The 14206-nt window shown below is 56.5% G+C and carries 12 protein-coding genes and 2 tRNA genes; 7 read left to right on the top strand and 7 right to left on the bottom strand.

Annotated features, from left to right (window positions below; all coding sequences use genetic code 11):
• Positions 1-14: 14 nt before the first annotated feature.
• Positions 15-1436: a ribosome biogenesis GTPase Der gene (gene der / locus FIV08_RS10520; RefSeq protein WP_152438281.1), complete on the top strand. Its 1422-nt coding sequence runs from the start codon at positions 15-17 to the stop codon at positions 1434-1436.
• Between the two features lie 36 nt (positions 1437-1472).
• On the opposite strand, the gene pta is transcribed toward der, so the two are convergent.
• Genes pta through FIV08_RS10505 form a run of 3 tightly spaced genes read right to left on the bottom strand, consistent with a single transcriptional unit; the run spans position 1473 to position 7283 of the window.
• Positions 1473-3626, bottom strand: coding sequence for a phosphate acetyltransferase (gene pta, locus FIV08_RS10515; protein WP_152438280.1), 2154 nt, complete (start codon positions 3624-3626; stop codon positions 1473-1475).
• Between the two features lie 27 nt (positions 3627-3653).
• The gene (locus tag FIV08_RS10510; protein ID WP_072677177.1) at positions 3654-4841 is read right to left on the bottom strand and encodes an acetate/propionate family kinase; all 1188 of its coding nucleotides are present in this window, start codon (positions 4839-4841) and stop codon (positions 3654-3656) included.
• Positions 4842-4862: 21 nt separating this feature from the next.
• Positions 4863-7283 carry an EAL domain-containing protein gene (locus FIV08_RS10505; protein WP_152439639.1) on the bottom strand — a complete coding sequence of 807 codons (2421 nt, stop codon included), beginning with the start codon at positions 7281-7283 and terminating at the stop codon, positions 4863-4865.
• A gap of 255 nt (positions 7284-7538) precedes the next feature.
• Between FIV08_RS10505 and ccoM the strand changes: the two genes are divergently transcribed.
• On the top strand, positions 7539-7688 hold the full coding sequence (gene ccoM / locus FIV08_RS19975; RefSeq protein WP_172972268.1) for a cytochrome c oxidase subunit CcoM: 150 nt from the start codon (positions 7539-7541) through the stop codon (positions 7686-7688).
• A gap of 33 nt (positions 7689-7721) precedes the next feature.
• Here the strand turns inward: ccoM and FIV08_RS10500 are convergent.
• The 3 genes from FIV08_RS10500 to FIV08_RS10490 all read right to left on the bottom strand — a co-directional run bounded on the left by FIV08_RS10500 (position 7722) and on the right by FIV08_RS10490 (position 9194).
• Positions 7722-7797 (bottom strand) — tRNA-Glu (locus tag FIV08_RS10500).
• Between the two features lie 85 nt (positions 7798-7882).
• On the bottom strand, positions 7883-8788 hold the full coding sequence (locus tag FIV08_RS10495) for a TIGR01777 family oxidoreductase (RefSeq protein ID WP_152438279.1): 906 nt from the start codon (positions 8786-8788) through the stop codon (positions 7883-7885).
• Positions 8789-8816: 28 nt separating this feature from the next.
• Entirely contained in the window at positions 8817-9194 is a 378-nt protein-coding gene (locus FIV08_RS10490; protein ID WP_072677179.1) for a sirohydrochlorin chelatase, read from the bottom strand.
• A gap of 92 nt (positions 9195-9286) precedes the next feature.
• Between FIV08_RS10490 and FIV08_RS10485 the strand changes: the two genes are divergently transcribed.
• From FIV08_RS10485 to FIV08_RS10465, 5 genes are all read left to right on the top strand, one after another.
• The gene (locus tag FIV08_RS10485) at positions 9287-9889 is read left to right on the top strand and encodes a DUF924 family protein (protein ID WP_072677180.1); all 603 of its coding nucleotides are present in this window, start codon (positions 9287-9289) and stop codon (positions 9887-9889) included.
• 107 nt (positions 9890-9996) lie between these two features.
• A tRNA-Gly gene (locus tag FIV08_RS10480) sits at positions 9997-10072 on the top strand.
• Between the two features lie 133 nt (positions 10073-10205).
• Entirely contained in the window at positions 10206-11003 is a 798-nt protein-coding gene (locus FIV08_RS10475; protein WP_152438278.1) for an MOSC domain-containing protein, read from the top strand.
• A 5-nt stretch (positions 11004-11008) separates the two neighbouring features.
• Positions 11009-12946: an ATP-binding cassette domain-containing protein gene (locus tag FIV08_RS10470; RefSeq protein WP_072678203.1), complete on the top strand. Its 1938-nt coding sequence runs from the start codon at positions 11009-11011 to the stop codon at positions 12944-12946.
• Positions 12943-13611: a DUF6901 family protein gene (locus FIV08_RS10465; RefSeq protein WP_061332169.1), complete on the top strand. Its 669-nt coding sequence runs from the start codon at positions 12943-12945 to the stop codon at positions 13609-13611. The genes FIV08_RS10470 and FIV08_RS10465 overlap by 4 nt, the downstream gene beginning before the upstream one ends.
• A 47-nt stretch (positions 13612-13658) precedes the next feature.
• Here FIV08_RS10465 and FIV08_RS10460 read toward each other — a convergent pair whose 3' ends face one another.
• Positions 13659-14090 carry a universal stress protein gene (locus FIV08_RS10460; protein WP_072677182.1) on the bottom strand — a complete coding sequence of 144 codons (432 nt, stop codon included), beginning with the start codon at positions 14088-14090 and terminating at the stop codon, positions 13659-13661.
• Between the last annotated feature and the right edge of the window lie 116 nt (positions 14091-14206).

The raw sequence follows: 14206 nt of genomic DNA, 5'->3' as shown, positions 1-14206 counted from the left end.
TATAGCAGAACATTATGACCCCAGTTATTGCCCTGGTAGGACGCCCGAACGTGGGTAAGTCCACTCTTTTCAATCAGATGACCCGTTCCCGCGACGCGCTGGTGGCGGATTTTCCGGGTTTGACCCGTGACCGGAAATACGGAGAGGGTCAATACGAGGGGCAGAAGTTCATTGTCATCGATACCGGTGGTTTGACCGGTGACGAGGTAGGGCTGGACGCAGAGATGGCCCGCCAGTCCATGCAGGCCGTTGAGGAAGCGGATATCGTGCTGTTTTTGGTCGACGGCAGGGCAGGGCTGACAGCCGGTGATGAGATGATTGCAGATCATCTGCGCCGTTCCGGCAAGCAGGCGCACCTGGTGGTGAACAAGACCGATGGCCAGGACCCGGATGTCGCCGCCGCCGATTTCTACTCCCTGGGTTTTGAGTCCACCTTCCAGATTGCGGCCGCCCATAACCGGGGTATCCGCTCGCTACTGGAAGTTCTGCTGCCTGAGCCGGTGGACGTTGAAGAGCAGGACCGGGCTGATCGGTACCCGGGTATCCGAATTGGAGTGGTCGGTCGCCCGAACGTAGGCAAATCGACTCTGGTCAACCGGATGCTGGGTGAGGAACGAGTGGTTGTCTACGATATGCCCGGCACCACACGGGACAGCGTGTATATCCCCTATGAGCGGCATGGCCATCAGTACACCCTCATTGATACAGCCGGTGTGCGGCGCCGGAAGAATGTGAAAGAAGTGGTGGAGAAGTTCTCCATCATCAAAACCCTTCAGGCCATAGACGACGCCCATGTGGTTATTCTGGTGATTGATGCCCGGGAAGGGCTCGTTGACCAGGATATGCACCTGATCGGCTTTGTTCTGGATGCGGGCCGCTCCCTGGTGATTGCCATCAACAAATGGGATGGCATGGATCCGGAAGACCGCGAAAAGGTGAAAGAGCAGGTGGGGCGCCGCCTGGACTTCCTGGACTACGCCGACAAGTATTATATCTCGGCTTTGCATGGTACCGGTGTTGGCACCATGTACGAGTCTGTGCAGGCCTGTTATGAGTCCGCAATGGCCAAGTGGCCAACCAATCGCTTGACCGCCATCCTGCAGGATGCCGTGGCCCAGCATCAGCCCCCCATGGTTCATGGTCGTCGTATCAAGCTGCGCTACGCCCACCAGGGTGGTTCCAACCCGCCGGTGGTGGTGGTGCATGGCAATCAGGTGGATTCGTTGCCCGGTGCTTATAAACGGTACCTGGAGAATACCTTCCGCAAGGTGCTGAAGGTGGTGGGCTCGCCCATCCGGTTTGAGTTCCGGTCTGGGGAAAACCCCTTCGCCACCAAGGTGGACCGCCTGACGCCGCGCCAGAAAGTGAAAAAAGACAACGACATCAAGAAGGGGCGCCGTGTGCGCAAAATCCGGCAGAAGAGCGTCAAGCGCTGATCTGCCGGGCCGTGCCCCTTCTGTAACGGGTTGGCGTTACGCCAACCCGGCACTCTCTACCTGGCGGGCCTGAACCGCCGTCAGGGCAATTGTGAAAACAATATCCTCCACCAGCGCCCCACGCGACAGATCGTTTACGGGTTTTCTCAGGCCTTGCAGCATCGGGCCAACACTGACCACATTGGCACTTCTCTGAACCGCCTTGTAGGTGGTATTGCCGGTGTTGAGATCCGGGAACACAAATACCGTTGCCTTGCCGGCAACCTTGCTGTCGGGTGCCTTGGCCTTGCCGACACTTTCGATGGCTGCGGCATCGTACTGCAGCGGGCCGTCTATCAACAGGTCAGGGCGGCGTTCCCTGGCAATACGAGTGGCTTCCCTGACTTTATCTACATCTGCGCCGGTGCCGGATTCCCCGGTGCTGTAGCTGATCATGGCAACCACCGGCTCGATGCCGAAGGCCTCGGCGGACTGGGCACTCTGGATGGCAATATCTGCCAGTTCCTCAGCGTTCGGGTCCGGGTTGATGGCGCAGTCACCGTAAACGAGTACCTGCTGGGGCAGGAGCATGAAGAATACCGATGACACCACTTTGGCGTGATCGTGGGTTTTGATCAGCTGCAGAGCCGGTCGAACGGTATTGGCGGTGGTGTGAATGGCCCCTGACACCAGACCGTCGGCTTCATCCATGGCAACCATCATGGTGCCCAGTACCACGTTGTCCTCGAGCATGGCTTCGGCCATGTCTTCAGTTAGCCCTTTGTGTTTTCGCAATTCCACCATGGGCGCGATATAGCGATTCCGGACTGACTGAGGATCAAGAATCTCAAGGTCTTCGGGCAGTTCAACGCCCTGGGAGCTGGCAACCGATTGTATTTCTCGCGGATCACCGATCAGAACGCAGCGGGCAAGTTTACGCTGGTGGCAAATGATGGCGGCCTGAACGGTTCTGGGTTCCGCACCTTCAGGCAGCACGATGCGTTTGTTGGCGGCCCGGGACCGTTCGGACAGTTGATAACGAAACGCTGGTGGCGACAGGCGCCCCTGGCGCTGAACCTTCAAATGTTCCTGCAGCCAGTCGGTATCGATTCGCGTAGCCACAGACTCCATGGCCTGTTCAATCCGATCGGGGTCATCGATGGGAATGGTGGCCGACAGGTTGGCAAGCATGTGAGCGGTTTCATAGGTATTGGTTGAAGAACTGAGCACCGGCAGCCCCGTTTCGAGTGCTCGCCGACACAGGTCAATTACCCTGTCATCAGGCATCAGGCCACCGGTGAGCATCAACCCGGCGAGCGGCACACCGTTGAGTGCCGCCACGGCTGTGGTCACGATGATGTCTTCCCGGTCACCCGGGGTGACCAGCAGGGTGCCTGGCTTGAGGATGTCGGTCATGTTCCGGATGGTGCGGGCGCACACAGACACGCGCTGTACCCGCCGGGAGTGCATCTGGCCGCCATGGAGTACCGGTACCGCGAGCTCGCGGGCCACGTCGGAAACACGGGGTGCCAGCAAGTGCGGTTGCCAGGGGATTTCACCCAACAGGCGAAAGCGCCCGGTGTTGAATACCGAACAGGCTGTCTGATAATCGATGTCCTGGTGTTCGTGATCGGGGTGCTGGTCAAGGGCGATGCCCGTTTTTTCCGGGGCACCAACCTTGTTCAGGATAACGCCGATCACGTCAGGGTCCGACGGGGCGGTAAAAATCCGGGCGGAGAAATCCAGTTCCTCGTCCAGTTCGGAAGCCGTGCAGGTTCTCGGGGTGCTGACGAGAATGACCTCGGAATTCAGGTTCCGGGCCACTTCTACATTCAGCCGGGCAATGTAGGCCTCGCTTCGGTCTGGCACAAGGCCCTCGATAATGACAACGTCGAAGTCTTTGGCGACCTTCTGGTACTCCCCGACAATGGTTTCCAGCAGCAAATCCGCCTTGCCGTGGTTCAATAACTGCTGGGCTTGCTTGAGGGGTAGGGGGTCGGGTGTCTGCACGTGGCTGCGGGAGCGGACGAACTCTACCGAGGAGTCCTTGCCTTCGTTGTGCCGGGCCTCACCACGATGCACCGATTGACTGAAAGGCTTGTAAAAACCGACGCTTACTCCTTCCCGTTCCAGAGCCCTCAGCAAGCCCAGGCATACGGAAGTGAGGCCCGAATCAAGGGATGTCGGGGCAATAAACAGACTCTTAGCCATAATGGTTCCTGGTTACGTCCTTGAATGTCAGTTTAGGTTAGCGAGCCGGCTGGCTTCTCTGGCAATCACCAGTTCCTCGTTGGTTGGGATGACCAGTACCGGAAAACGGGAATCCGCGTCACCAATATGGCCTTCACTGTACTGGCCGTGATGGTTGTTCAGGTCCGGATCGAGAGTAATGCCCAGTAATTTCAGGTGTTCGATCGTCTGGGCTCTGACTCTCGCACTGTTCTCTCCGATGCCACCGGTGAACACCAGGGCATCCAGATGGCTCAGGGACACCATCATGGCCCCAAAGTACTTCGCCAGACGGAAGCAGAATACATCGATGGCCAGTTGTGAAGGTTCGTGGCCATGGTCAGCCAGCTCGCACAGCGAGCGCATATCATTGGTCTGTCCAGACAGCCCGAGCAAGCCACTGTCCTGGTTCAAAACCCTGTGAACTTCACTGGCGCTGATGCCGCGCCCGGCCAGGTAGTCAAACAGCCCCGGGTCGACATCGCCACTTCGGGTGCCCATCACCAGCCCCTCAAGTGGCGTCAGCCCCATGCTGGTGTCTTTGCTGATGCCGTTATCGATGGCAGTCATGCTGCAGCCGTTGCCAAGATGCGCTGAAATGATGGACGTCGTCGCCGGTGTCTTGCCCAGCCGGCGCGAAGCCTCATGGGCCATAAATTGATGGCTGGTGCCGTGAAACCCATAGCGCCGGATACCCCATTCCCGGTAATAGTGTTCAGGCAGGGCATACAGGAAGGCCCGTTTTGGCAGGCTCTGATGGAAAGCGGTGTCGAAAACCGCCACCTGCGGTACATCCGGAAACAGTCGCTGCATGGCGTTGATGCCGATCAGGTTGACTGGATTGTGAAGTGGCGCCAGTGAGGCACAATCCTCAATGGCTTTTATGGTGTTTTTGTCGATCAGTGCGGCCTCCCGAAAGGCCTCGCCACCATGAACCACCCGGTGACCGATGGAGGCAGGCTCTCGGCTCATCAGGTTGCGGTCGTAGAAAGCGTTTACCAGGGCCTGCAGGGCGTGGTCGTGGGAAGCGTTTGCAGGTAAGGCCACCGGTACGCTGTCACCGGAAATCTTTGCCATTGAGTCGGGATTGTTCAACCGTTCAGCCAGTGCAGAGGCTTGTTTCTCGAGGTTGCTGTCGAACAGCGCGAGTTTGATAGATGAACTGCCGCAGTTCACGACCAGTATTGTTTCGTCCATGCTTGGTGCCGTTTTGATGATTCAGAGATTGGCCCGATGATTGGTTTCCAGCCAGTAGATGAAATCCTGCTCGGGCATCGGGCGACTGTAGAAGTAGCCCTGGGAATAGTCGCAGTTTTCATTCTTGAGGAAGTGGGTTTGCCCCTCTTCTTCGACGCCCTCGGCGATGACTTTCAGTCCCAGACTGTGGGCCATGTTGATGATAGCGCGCACGAGTGAGGCGTCTCCACTTTCGTTCAACACATCCTGAATAAAGGATTTGTCGATCTTGAGTGTGTCGAACGGGTACGACTTCAGATAGCTGAGGGCCGAATAGCCGGTTCCGAAGTCGTCAACTGACAGCCGGATGCCGGTCCTGTCCAGTTGCCGAAGGATGTCGGCGGTTTCAATGGTGTTATCAAGAATGAGCCTTTCGGTAATCTCCAGCTCAAGGCATTCCGGTGGCAGCCCGCTGGCGTTGAGGGAGCGCATGACTGCATCGGTAAAGCCGGGGTCCCGGAACTGGCGGGGCGATACATTGACCGCAATCGAAAGGGATTCGAGGCCGGTCATGGCTCGCCAGGCGACAGCGGCTTTGCAGGCCTCCTCGATAACCCATTCACCGATCGGGATGATCAGGCCGGTTTCTTCAGCCAGCGGAATGAACCGGTCGGGCATGACCATGCCCATGGCCGGATTATTCCAGCGCAGAAGCGCCTCGGCACCGATCAATGAGCCAGAAGCGGTGTCCACTATCGGCTGGTAATACAGCTCGAATTCTCCAAGCTCCAGCGCCTTGCGCATGTGGGACTCCATCTGAAGCCGCTCATGGGACACTTCGGTCATTTCCGGCGTGAACTGGGCGTAGGAGCTCTTTCCTTTATGCTTGGCTTGATACATGGCGGCATCTGCATGCTGGAGCAATGTGCCACTGTTATCGGAGTCGGTAGGGAAGATGGCGATCCCGATACTGGTTGTCACGAAGACTTCCTGGCCATTGAGCATAAACGCGGGGGCAAAGGTTTTCAGGATCCTCTCCGCGACCTGGCATGAGGCCTCGGTTCCCGTGAGGCCCGGCAGGATAACCAGAAACTCATCCCCACCCAGGCGGGCTACGGTACTGGTGCCCCTGAGGCAGCTGGAGATACGGCGGGCGGCCTCAACCAGCAGCGTATCGCCGGCATCGTGGCCGAGGGTGTCGTTGATGTGTTTGAAATTGTCGAGGTCCAGGAACATGACCCCCACCTGGGAATTGTCTCGGCGGGCCTGGGCCAGTGCCAGCTTGAGGCGATCCAGGGCCAGCATCCGGTTTGGCAGGCCGGTCAATATGTCGTAATTGGCCTGGCGCAACAGTTGCTGTTCATAACGCTTACGGATGCTGATGTCTTCACCGAGGATCAGGTAGCCGGTGGTGTCACCGTTATTATCGCGGATAGGGGTGACCACCAGTTGCTCCCAGTAGCGCTCACCATTGCGCCGGACGCTGTTGACTTCGCCTTGCCAAACACCAACCCGTTGCACCTGGAGCCTGATGGACTGCCAAAGGTGGCGGGCATCCTGGATGTCCATACTGTTTTCGATCAGATGAGACGGGTGTTTACCAATGATGTCGTCTGTCGTGTGGCCGGTAAGCTGGCTGAACTTCCGGTTGGCATACTCGATTCGCCATTGGCGATCGCAGATCAGAACTGATGACGGGCTCTGATCAATGGCCTTGGAAAACTTCAGGATGTCGGCCGCATCGCGCTCGCGACGGGCGACATCATCAATCAATCGCTCACGCATCTGGTTGATGGCATCCGTTACCATGCCCAGTTCATCTTTGCCGTTGGCCGAGCTGTCAGGCCTGTCCAGCACCAGGGGCCTGGACAGGTTTTTCAGGGATAGATCCTTGGTGTAGTCCGCCATGGCGGTGAGGTGTCTTGTGACCAGGTGCTGGAAGATCCACAGTATCAGGACGGAAACAAAAAAGACCGTCAGGAACTGGGTCGCCAGAATAACACCGACTTTCCTCTGGAGCTCCCCATAAACCCGTTCCAGGTTGGCGGTAATCTCCAGTTCTCCAAGCAGGAATTCATTGCCATCTCGCTGAACGAGTTCGAACCGGTGGACAAGGGTGTCTGCGTGCCTCGGGATCTCGCCCATCACAAGTTCGGAGTCAGGCTCAATTCGGAGTCGGAGGTGGATGATGTCCGGTAGGCTGAGGATGCCTTCCATCTGGGTTTGCAGCAGTTTCTGATCCAGGGCCCAGAGGCTTCGGGCCAGGCTTGAGGCGTAGCCGGATTCAATCACCTCCATCCGTTCTTCGATCAGCGACAGGTCTTTACGGTAATCAGAATAGATCTGCACGCCCGCCGCCAGAAGCGTGAAGGCAGTACTGAACAATAGGATCCATGCCAGGAGCCTGAAAGAAAGCGGAGAGGCTGTGCGAATACGCCTCAATCGGGGCATGAATTCTGGCATGTTGCGAACTTCGCTATCACATTGGATATCAGGCATAAGATGCGCAGAGTGGGTGCTTATCCTGTTACCGACTATAGCAGTAGTTTATGTCGAATGCGCTGCAAATGCAGGAAATATCGGAATAATTCGGGCGGTGTTTCGCAGTTTGTGAAATGAAAGAGGTGATAGTTGCCTTTGACACAGATCAATACGAGGTTGGTCGCCCGGGCGTAACCTGAGCTTAATCAAGTTTCAGATAGAACAGGAGTTAACGCTATGTATATGGATGCAGTCGTTATCGCAGGTATCGCAACCGTGTTGCTGATGGTTGGCTTTTTTGTGGGGGTTGGGATTTTCGTAATGAAAGACCAGAAAGCCCACGGAGGAAAAGGTCACAATGGTCAACATAGAGGGCAGGGCGGATAACCGGAAAGAAGTCGGTTAACCGATTGAAAAAATTGGCGTCCCCTAGGGGGTTCGAACCCCTGTTGCCGCCGTGAAAGGGCGGAGTCCTAGGCCACTAGACGAAGGGGACGCAACGTTTTCAACAACTTGCCTCGTCGAGGTGGCGCGTATATTAAGTAAGGGCTTTTGCCCTGTCAACGATTTTTTTGAAAAAATTACCCCGCCACGCTATCCGCAAGTGCTGATTCCAGTTCGGCGTATTTGAACCGGAAGCCCTCGTGCTGCAGTTTCGCCGGAACTGCTTTCTGCCCGGTGAGTAATAGCCCTGCCATCTCACCCAGTACCAGTTTGAGCACCGGCGCGGGGGCCGGGAATACCGTGGGCCGGTGAACAACCTTGCCAAGGGTTTTGGTGAACTCCCTATTGGTGGCCGGATTGGGGCTTACCATGTTGTAGGCTCCTTTCGCGTGGGGGTTCTCAAGCATCCAGATAAGCCCTGAAACCACATCATCCCTGTGCACCCAGGGCATGTACTGTTGTCCGTTGCCGAGGCGACCGCCAAGGCCAAGCCGGAAGGGCAGGATCATTCTCTGCAGGAAGCCGCCACCCCTGCCAGTTACAATGCCGGTGCGACACAGGCAAACCCTGGTGCCGAGCTCCTCCAAAGGCAGTGCTGCCTGTTCCCAGTCACGACATAATTCATGGGTGAACTCCGGATGTGGGTGGGTATCCTCTGTAACCAGATGATCTCCCTGGTCGCCGTAATAGCCCACAGCAGAACCAGATACCAAAACTTCCGGCGGGCTTTGCCAGCTTTTGCATACATCAGCCAAAGTCCGGGTTACGCCAATACGACTGTCCCGCAGGGCCTGCTTTCGGGACGCCGTCCAACGCTTGTCGGCGATTCCTTCGCCGGCCAGATTGATGACGGCATGGTACCCTTGGTGCCCTTCAAGAAGCTTCAGGTCTGATGTCGCTTCTACTCGACCACACAGTGCCCGAACCGTATCTGCCGGTTGCCGACTGAGAACGGTCAGCCCATACCCTTTGTTGACGAGCTCGCGGCAGAGTATGGTGCCGATAAAACCGGTACCACCGGTAATCAGGATTTTTTTCTCCATGGTGATCTCCTCCTGTCGGCTGATGGTTTCAGGATCCGCTATTCTCCAGCTCCTGGAGCACAACGTCCCGGATGGCATCGCCCAACTGAGGGTTCTGGCCAATGGGTGGCGCCAGTTTGATCTGGACGCCATGCTGGCTTTCCAGGTCTGCGATCATTGCCGGTACATCTTTGCGCAGGTGCCGGCCCGCTGCCAGGAACAGGGGAACCACGGTAAAGTGCTCGGTACCCTCGGCTTTGCCCTGGCTCACGATGGTTTCCAGCGAGGGTTCGGCCAGCTCCATATAGGCGATGGCGGCGTTCTCGACCGATTTGAGTGTTGGTGCTGCCAGTTGTTCAAAGGTTTCACACCAGCGTTGGTCACTGCTGCCGTGGGCCAGCAGAATAATTCGGTGAGGCTGGGTCATGGTTGCTCCTGGGTGGTCAAATGGAATGCTTCGGTCGTAATCAAATAAGATCCTGTACACCCGCTGATTTAAATGTAACAGGGAGTCGGTAAATGTTCGATTGGAAAGAGCTTCTGGATTTCTGGTTTGGAAAATTGGATGAGCATGGGCTGCCGGATGCCGATCACCGAAACCGTTGGTTTCGGTCCGATCGGAAGTTTGACCAGGAAATTCGAAGGCGCTTTCTTTCGCTGGTGCTATTCGCCTCTGAGCAGGGTTTGGAGCATTGGCGAAATGAAGCGGGAGGCGCATTGGCTGAAATACTGCTGCTCGATCAGTTTACCCGTAACATTTTCCGTGGCGGTGCCCTGGCGTTCGAAAGTGATCGGCTGGCCCGCCATCTGAGCAGGCAGGCAATGGATAGGGGGCAGGATCTTGAGCTACCTCTAATTCAAAGGGCGTTTCTTTATATGCCCATGCAGCATTCGGAGCTCAAGAAGGATCAGGATTTGTCAGTGGCATGTTATGAGCAGTTGGTTGCCAGTGCCGACGGATTGCTCGCCGAATTTTTGGGTAGCTTCCTGCAGTCGGCCGTTGATCACCGGGATATCGTGCTGCAATTCGGCCGCTTCCCCCATCGAAACAAGGCGCTGGGGCGAACATCCACGGAGGCAGAGCAGGCCTATCTGGCGGGCGGTCGCCGATTTGGTCAGTAAAACGGCGCTGTTGAGGGTAATCACAAATTTTTAACAAAAATTGTTGACGGCCGAACGCTGATCAGTAGAATACGCAGCCGTTGAGAGGCAACGCCCTCTGACAGCAAGCGGGAATAGCTCAGTTGGTAGAGCACAACCTTGCCAAGGTTGGGGTCGCGAGTTCGAATCTCGTTTCCCGCTCCAGATTCAGGAAAAACCCGGCCCACAAGGCCGGGTTTTTTGTTTTCTGCTCCGCATTTCTCCCCCATGGACATGGGTTCGTCGGTTATACTCGCTCACTTCCATCCCAAACCTGTTACTTGCAAGGGTGGTCATCATGCGTGTTCAATCCCTCTTTATATACCCGGTCAAGTCTCTGGCTGGCATCGAAGTGTCTTCATTCGAACTGGATGAATTCGGACCCGCGGGGGACCGCCGTTGGATGCTGGTGGACGATCAGGGGCAGTTTATTACCCAGCGACAGCTGCCTTTGTTGGCAAACGTTGCGACCCGTCTAGGGCCTCAGGGTGTTGAGATCGGTGTTCCGGGGCAGGGTGACTTTGGCCTGAGTCCCGGCAATGGCAGGATGGCGGTCAAGGTCTGGCGCGATACCGTGGACGCCGTGACCGGCCCTGAGCCGGCCGATGCGGCGATCAGTCGTTACGTAGGCCAGTCCCTTCGTTTTGTGTACATGCCCGATGAGAGTTTTCGTCGTGTAGACCCGTTGCGGGTGCCGGAAAACCGCCGGGTCGGATTTGCCGATGGGTTCCCCTTGCTGATAACCAATCAGGCATCCCTGGATGAGCTCAATAGCCGGCTGGCCAAAGCCGTGGAAATGCGACGTTTTCGGCCGAACGTTGTCATTTCAGGGGCTGAGGCCTGGTCTGAAGATAGCTGGCAAAGTATTACCGTCGCTGAAACCCGGTTTTCGGTCGCAAAACCCTGTTCCCGGTGCATCATGACCACGGTGGACCCGGATACTGGCCTGAAAGAGCCGGATACCGAGCCCCTCAGAACGCTCTCCCGTTATCGCAAAACCGGGGATGGTGTGATTTTCGGCCAGAATGTCGTTCACCAGGGTAGCGGGCGCCTTTCGGTCGGTGATGCGGTAGACATTTCCCAACAGGAGTCTTGATCAAGGTGCCTTTGTTAACACTGGAAAAAATATCCCTGGCTTTCGGCATGCATCCATTGCTGGATGAGGCAACCCTGATGATTGATCCCGGGGAACGAGTGTGCCTTCTCGGGCGTAACGGCGAGGGCAAGTCAACCTTACTGAAAATCGTCAGTGGTGACGTCACCCCGGATGCGGGTGTTGTCCGTCTTGAGGAAGGCTCGGTGCTTGCGGTATTGCCTCAGAGCCTGCCAGCAGACGATGTCCGGACGGCTTATGACGTTGTGGCTTCGGCGTTTCCGGAAACCGGCGAACTCTTGGCGGAGTTTCATCGGCTGTCCCAAAGTGCTGACGAGGCCTCCATGAATAGTCTGATGAAGGTCCAGGAGCGCCTGGAGTCACTGGATGGCTGGCGCCTTGATCAAAAGGTGAACACCATTCTGGGGCAATATGGCATAGACCCGGACCGCCGCCTCAACACCCTCTCAGGTGGGTGGCAACGCCGGGTTTTGCTGGCAAAGGCATTGGTGGCAGAGCCGGATATCCTGTTGCTGGACGAGCCAACTAACCACCTTGATGTGCCCGCTATTGCCTGGCTGGAGGAGGCCTTGACCCAGTTTCGCGGGGCGATGCTGTTTGTCAGTCATGATCGGGCATTTATCAGGCGCATGGCCACGCGGGTGGTTGAACTCGACCGTGGGCAGCTGATCAGTTTTGCTGCCAGCTATGACCGGTATCTCGAGCTCAAGGAGAAGGCGCTGGAAGATGAAGAGCGCCAGAACGCATTGTTCGATAAGCGCCTGAAACAGGAAGAGGCCTGGATTCGCCAGGGTATCAAGGCCCGCCGCACCAGGAACATGGGGCGGGTGCGGGCTTTGAAGGCTATGCGCGAGGAGCATCGACAGCGTAGGGTGCGAGGAGGTACGGCAAACTTCTCCGTGGAAGAGGCGGCGAAATCCGGCAAGCTGGTGGCAGAGTCGCGACAGGCTGGCTTCTCATACCCGGGCGGTCAACAGGTTGTGCGCGATATGGACCTGACGGTGATCCGGGGCGACAAGATTGGTCTGGTGGGGGAGAACGGCACCGGTAAAACCACCCTGGTCAGGTTGCTGCTTGGTGAGCTTGAGCCTACTGAGGGTAGTATCCGCCTGGGGACCAACCTGCAAGTGGCGTACTTTGATCAGCTTCGGGGAGAGCTGGATCTCTCACGTAATGCCCTCGATAACCTGGCTGAAGGCCGCGAATTCATCGATATCAACGGCCAGAGCAAGCATGTTCTGGGCTATCTCCAGGAATTCCTGTTTACGCCTGAGCGTGCCCGTTCCCCGGTCAGGGTGTTCTCCGGTGGCGAACGCGCGCGTTTGTTGCTGGCCAAGCTTTTCAGCAAGCCGGCCAATATACTGGTGTTGGATGAACCTACCAATGACCTGGATGTCGAAACCCTTGAATTGCTGGAAGAACAACTAGGGAACTTTAACGGTACAGTCATCGTCATTAGTCACGATCGGGAATTTCTCGATAATGTGGTGACGGATACCATCTTTCTGGATGGCTCCGGTTCGGTACGGGAGTACGTTGGCGGGTACACAGACTGGCGTCGGCAGGGCGGCAGGTTTCCCTCGGAGACCTCCGGAAGTCGCCTCGACAAGCAGGACAAGCGTGATAAATCCGACAGTTCGGACAAAAATACGCAGCCGGTGTCAGAGACTGTGTCGCAGTCGGCAAAACCGAAGGCCGCAAAGCTGAGTTACAAGCTTAAACTGGAACTGGAACAGTTGCCGGGCAAGATTGAGGCACTGGAACGTGAGGTGGCAGAACTTCAGGAATCCATTTCTGCCCCGGACTTTTATTCAGGCCCACCGGACGAAGTCTCAGCCACTCTTGAAAAGTTGTCGGAAACGGAAACCCGACTGGAGTCGGTTATCGAGCGGTGGATGGAGCTGGAAGAACAGGCGAGTCAATGAATATCAATTATAATTTTAAATTTCATGATGGACGAAACATCGAATTCAAGGTGACCGGTGAGCCCGCGAAGCCACCGGTCTCGGGATTCCCTTCCTGGGTCAGGCTTGAGCACTGCAAGTGCTCAAATTGTCCGCTGAAAGCGGGGGAGGTGGAATACTGCCCGGCGGCAGTTGAAATCCTGCCAGTGGTTGAGGCGTTTCAGGCCGAAGATGCCTACCAGAAAGTAGATGTAGAGGTCACCGACGACCGGCGCACTTACTCCAAGCAGACGACGCTTGAGGAAGCGCTGCGTTCATTGCTTGGGCTGAAGATGGCGACCAGTGGCTGCCCGGTGCTGTCAGAACTTAAACCGATGGCGCTGCATCATCTTCCATTCGCTAACAGCGACGAATTCGTTATGCGGAGCGTCGGCTACTATCTGCTGCAGCAATTGTTTGCCCAGCGGAACCAGGAGCAGGCTGATTGGGAGTTAAAGGGGCTGGTAGAGCGGAATCAGAGGCTTCAATTGGTAAATCAGGCGCTTTGGCAACGGATTCATGCGGTGTGCAAAGGCGACAGTAACCTCAAAGCATTGCTGAATTTTTTCTCCATGGCGTCGAGTGTCAGCGTGTCACTGGAGAGTCAACTGAGAAAACTGCAGGCGAGAATGAAAGGGGAGGCGTAAGCCTCCCTTTGTCATGGTGCCTCAATCGGCGTTTTGGGCGGGGTGGCTCAGTGAATCCGGATGGCCAGAACGTCGCACTGGGTGCCGTGCAGTACGCCGTTGGCAGTTGAGCCCAGAAGCAACTGAAACCCCTTGCGGCCATGGCTGCCAACGATCACCAAATCAACGCCCTGGTCTTTTACCAGACGATGGATTTCGGATTCCGGACGGCCAACCGTGACGATCTGGTGGCTTTTCGGTACGCCATACTGGTCACCGTACTTCGCCAGCTGCTCGCGGGCGGCTTTGTCCAACTGGTCCTGAAGTTCGGTCAGGTCCATCGGGATATCACCACCGTAGGCGTAACCCACCGGCTCAACAACATGGACGAGAAAAAGCTCGGCGCCATAAGCGTCGCAGATCGCTTTCGCTTTATTCAGAACCTGCGGGGCTTCTTCTGTCAGGTCAATGGCAACCAGCATCTTGTTGTAGGTCGACATTCGGTCACTCCTTTGCAAATTGGGGTATTAGTCAGTATCAACAGTTTATACGAGAAAGTGTAGCGGGATTCTGACGGGCATCAACAGGAAGGAAAACTTCGGGCGGACCGTTAGTC

The organism is Marinobacter sp. THAF197a, assembly GCF_009363275.1.
GTDB lineage: Bacteria > Pseudomonadota > Gammaproteobacteria > Pseudomonadales > Oleiphilaceae > Marinobacter.
This window is presented reverse-complemented; position numbering and strand designations above follow the sequence as displayed.

Bases quoted from the DNA above. Each gene is read 5' to 3' on its own strand.
- FIV08_RS10485 (WP_072677180.1), top strand. From the start codon at position 9,287: ATGTTCGATTGGAAAGAGCTTCTGGATTTCTGGTTTGGAAAATTGGAT.
- FIV08_RS10460 (WP_072677182.1), bottom strand. From the start codon at position 14,090: ATGTCGACCTACAACAAGATGCTGGTTGCCATTGACCTGACAGAAGAA.
- pta (WP_152438280.1), bottom strand. From the start codon at position 3,626: ATGGCTAAGAGTCTGTTTATTGCCCCGACATCCCTTGATTCGGGCCTC.
- FIV08_RS10465 (WP_061332169.1), top strand. From the start codon at position 12,943: ATGAATATCAATTATAATTTTAAATTTCATGATGGACGAAACATCGAA.
- FIV08_RS10505 (WP_152439639.1), bottom strand. From the start codon at position 7,283: ATGCCAGAATTCATGCCCCGATTGAGGCGTATTCGCACAGCCTCTCCG.
- FIV08_RS10475 (WP_152438278.1), top strand. From the start codon at position 10,206: ATGCGTGTTCAATCCCTCTTTATATACCCGGTCAAGTCTCTGGCTGGC.
- ccoM (WP_172972268.1), top strand. From the start codon at position 7,539: ATGTATATGGATGCAGTCGTTATCGCAGGTATCGCAACCGTGTTGCTG.
- FIV08_RS10510 (WP_072677177.1), bottom strand. From the start codon at position 4,841: ATGGACGAAACAATACTGGTCGTGAACTGCGGCAGTTCATCTATCAAA.
- der (WP_152438281.1), top strand. From the start codon at position 15: ATGACCCCAGTTATTGCCCTGGTAGGACGCCCGAACGTGGGTAAGTCC.
- FIV08_RS10495 (WP_152438279.1), bottom strand. From the start codon at position 8,788: ATGGAGAAAAAAATCCTGATTACCGGTGGTACCGGTTTTATCGGCACC.
- FIV08_RS10490 (WP_072677179.1), bottom strand. From the start codon at position 9,194: ATGACCCAGCCTCACCGAATTATTCTGCTGGCCCACGGCAGCAGTGAC.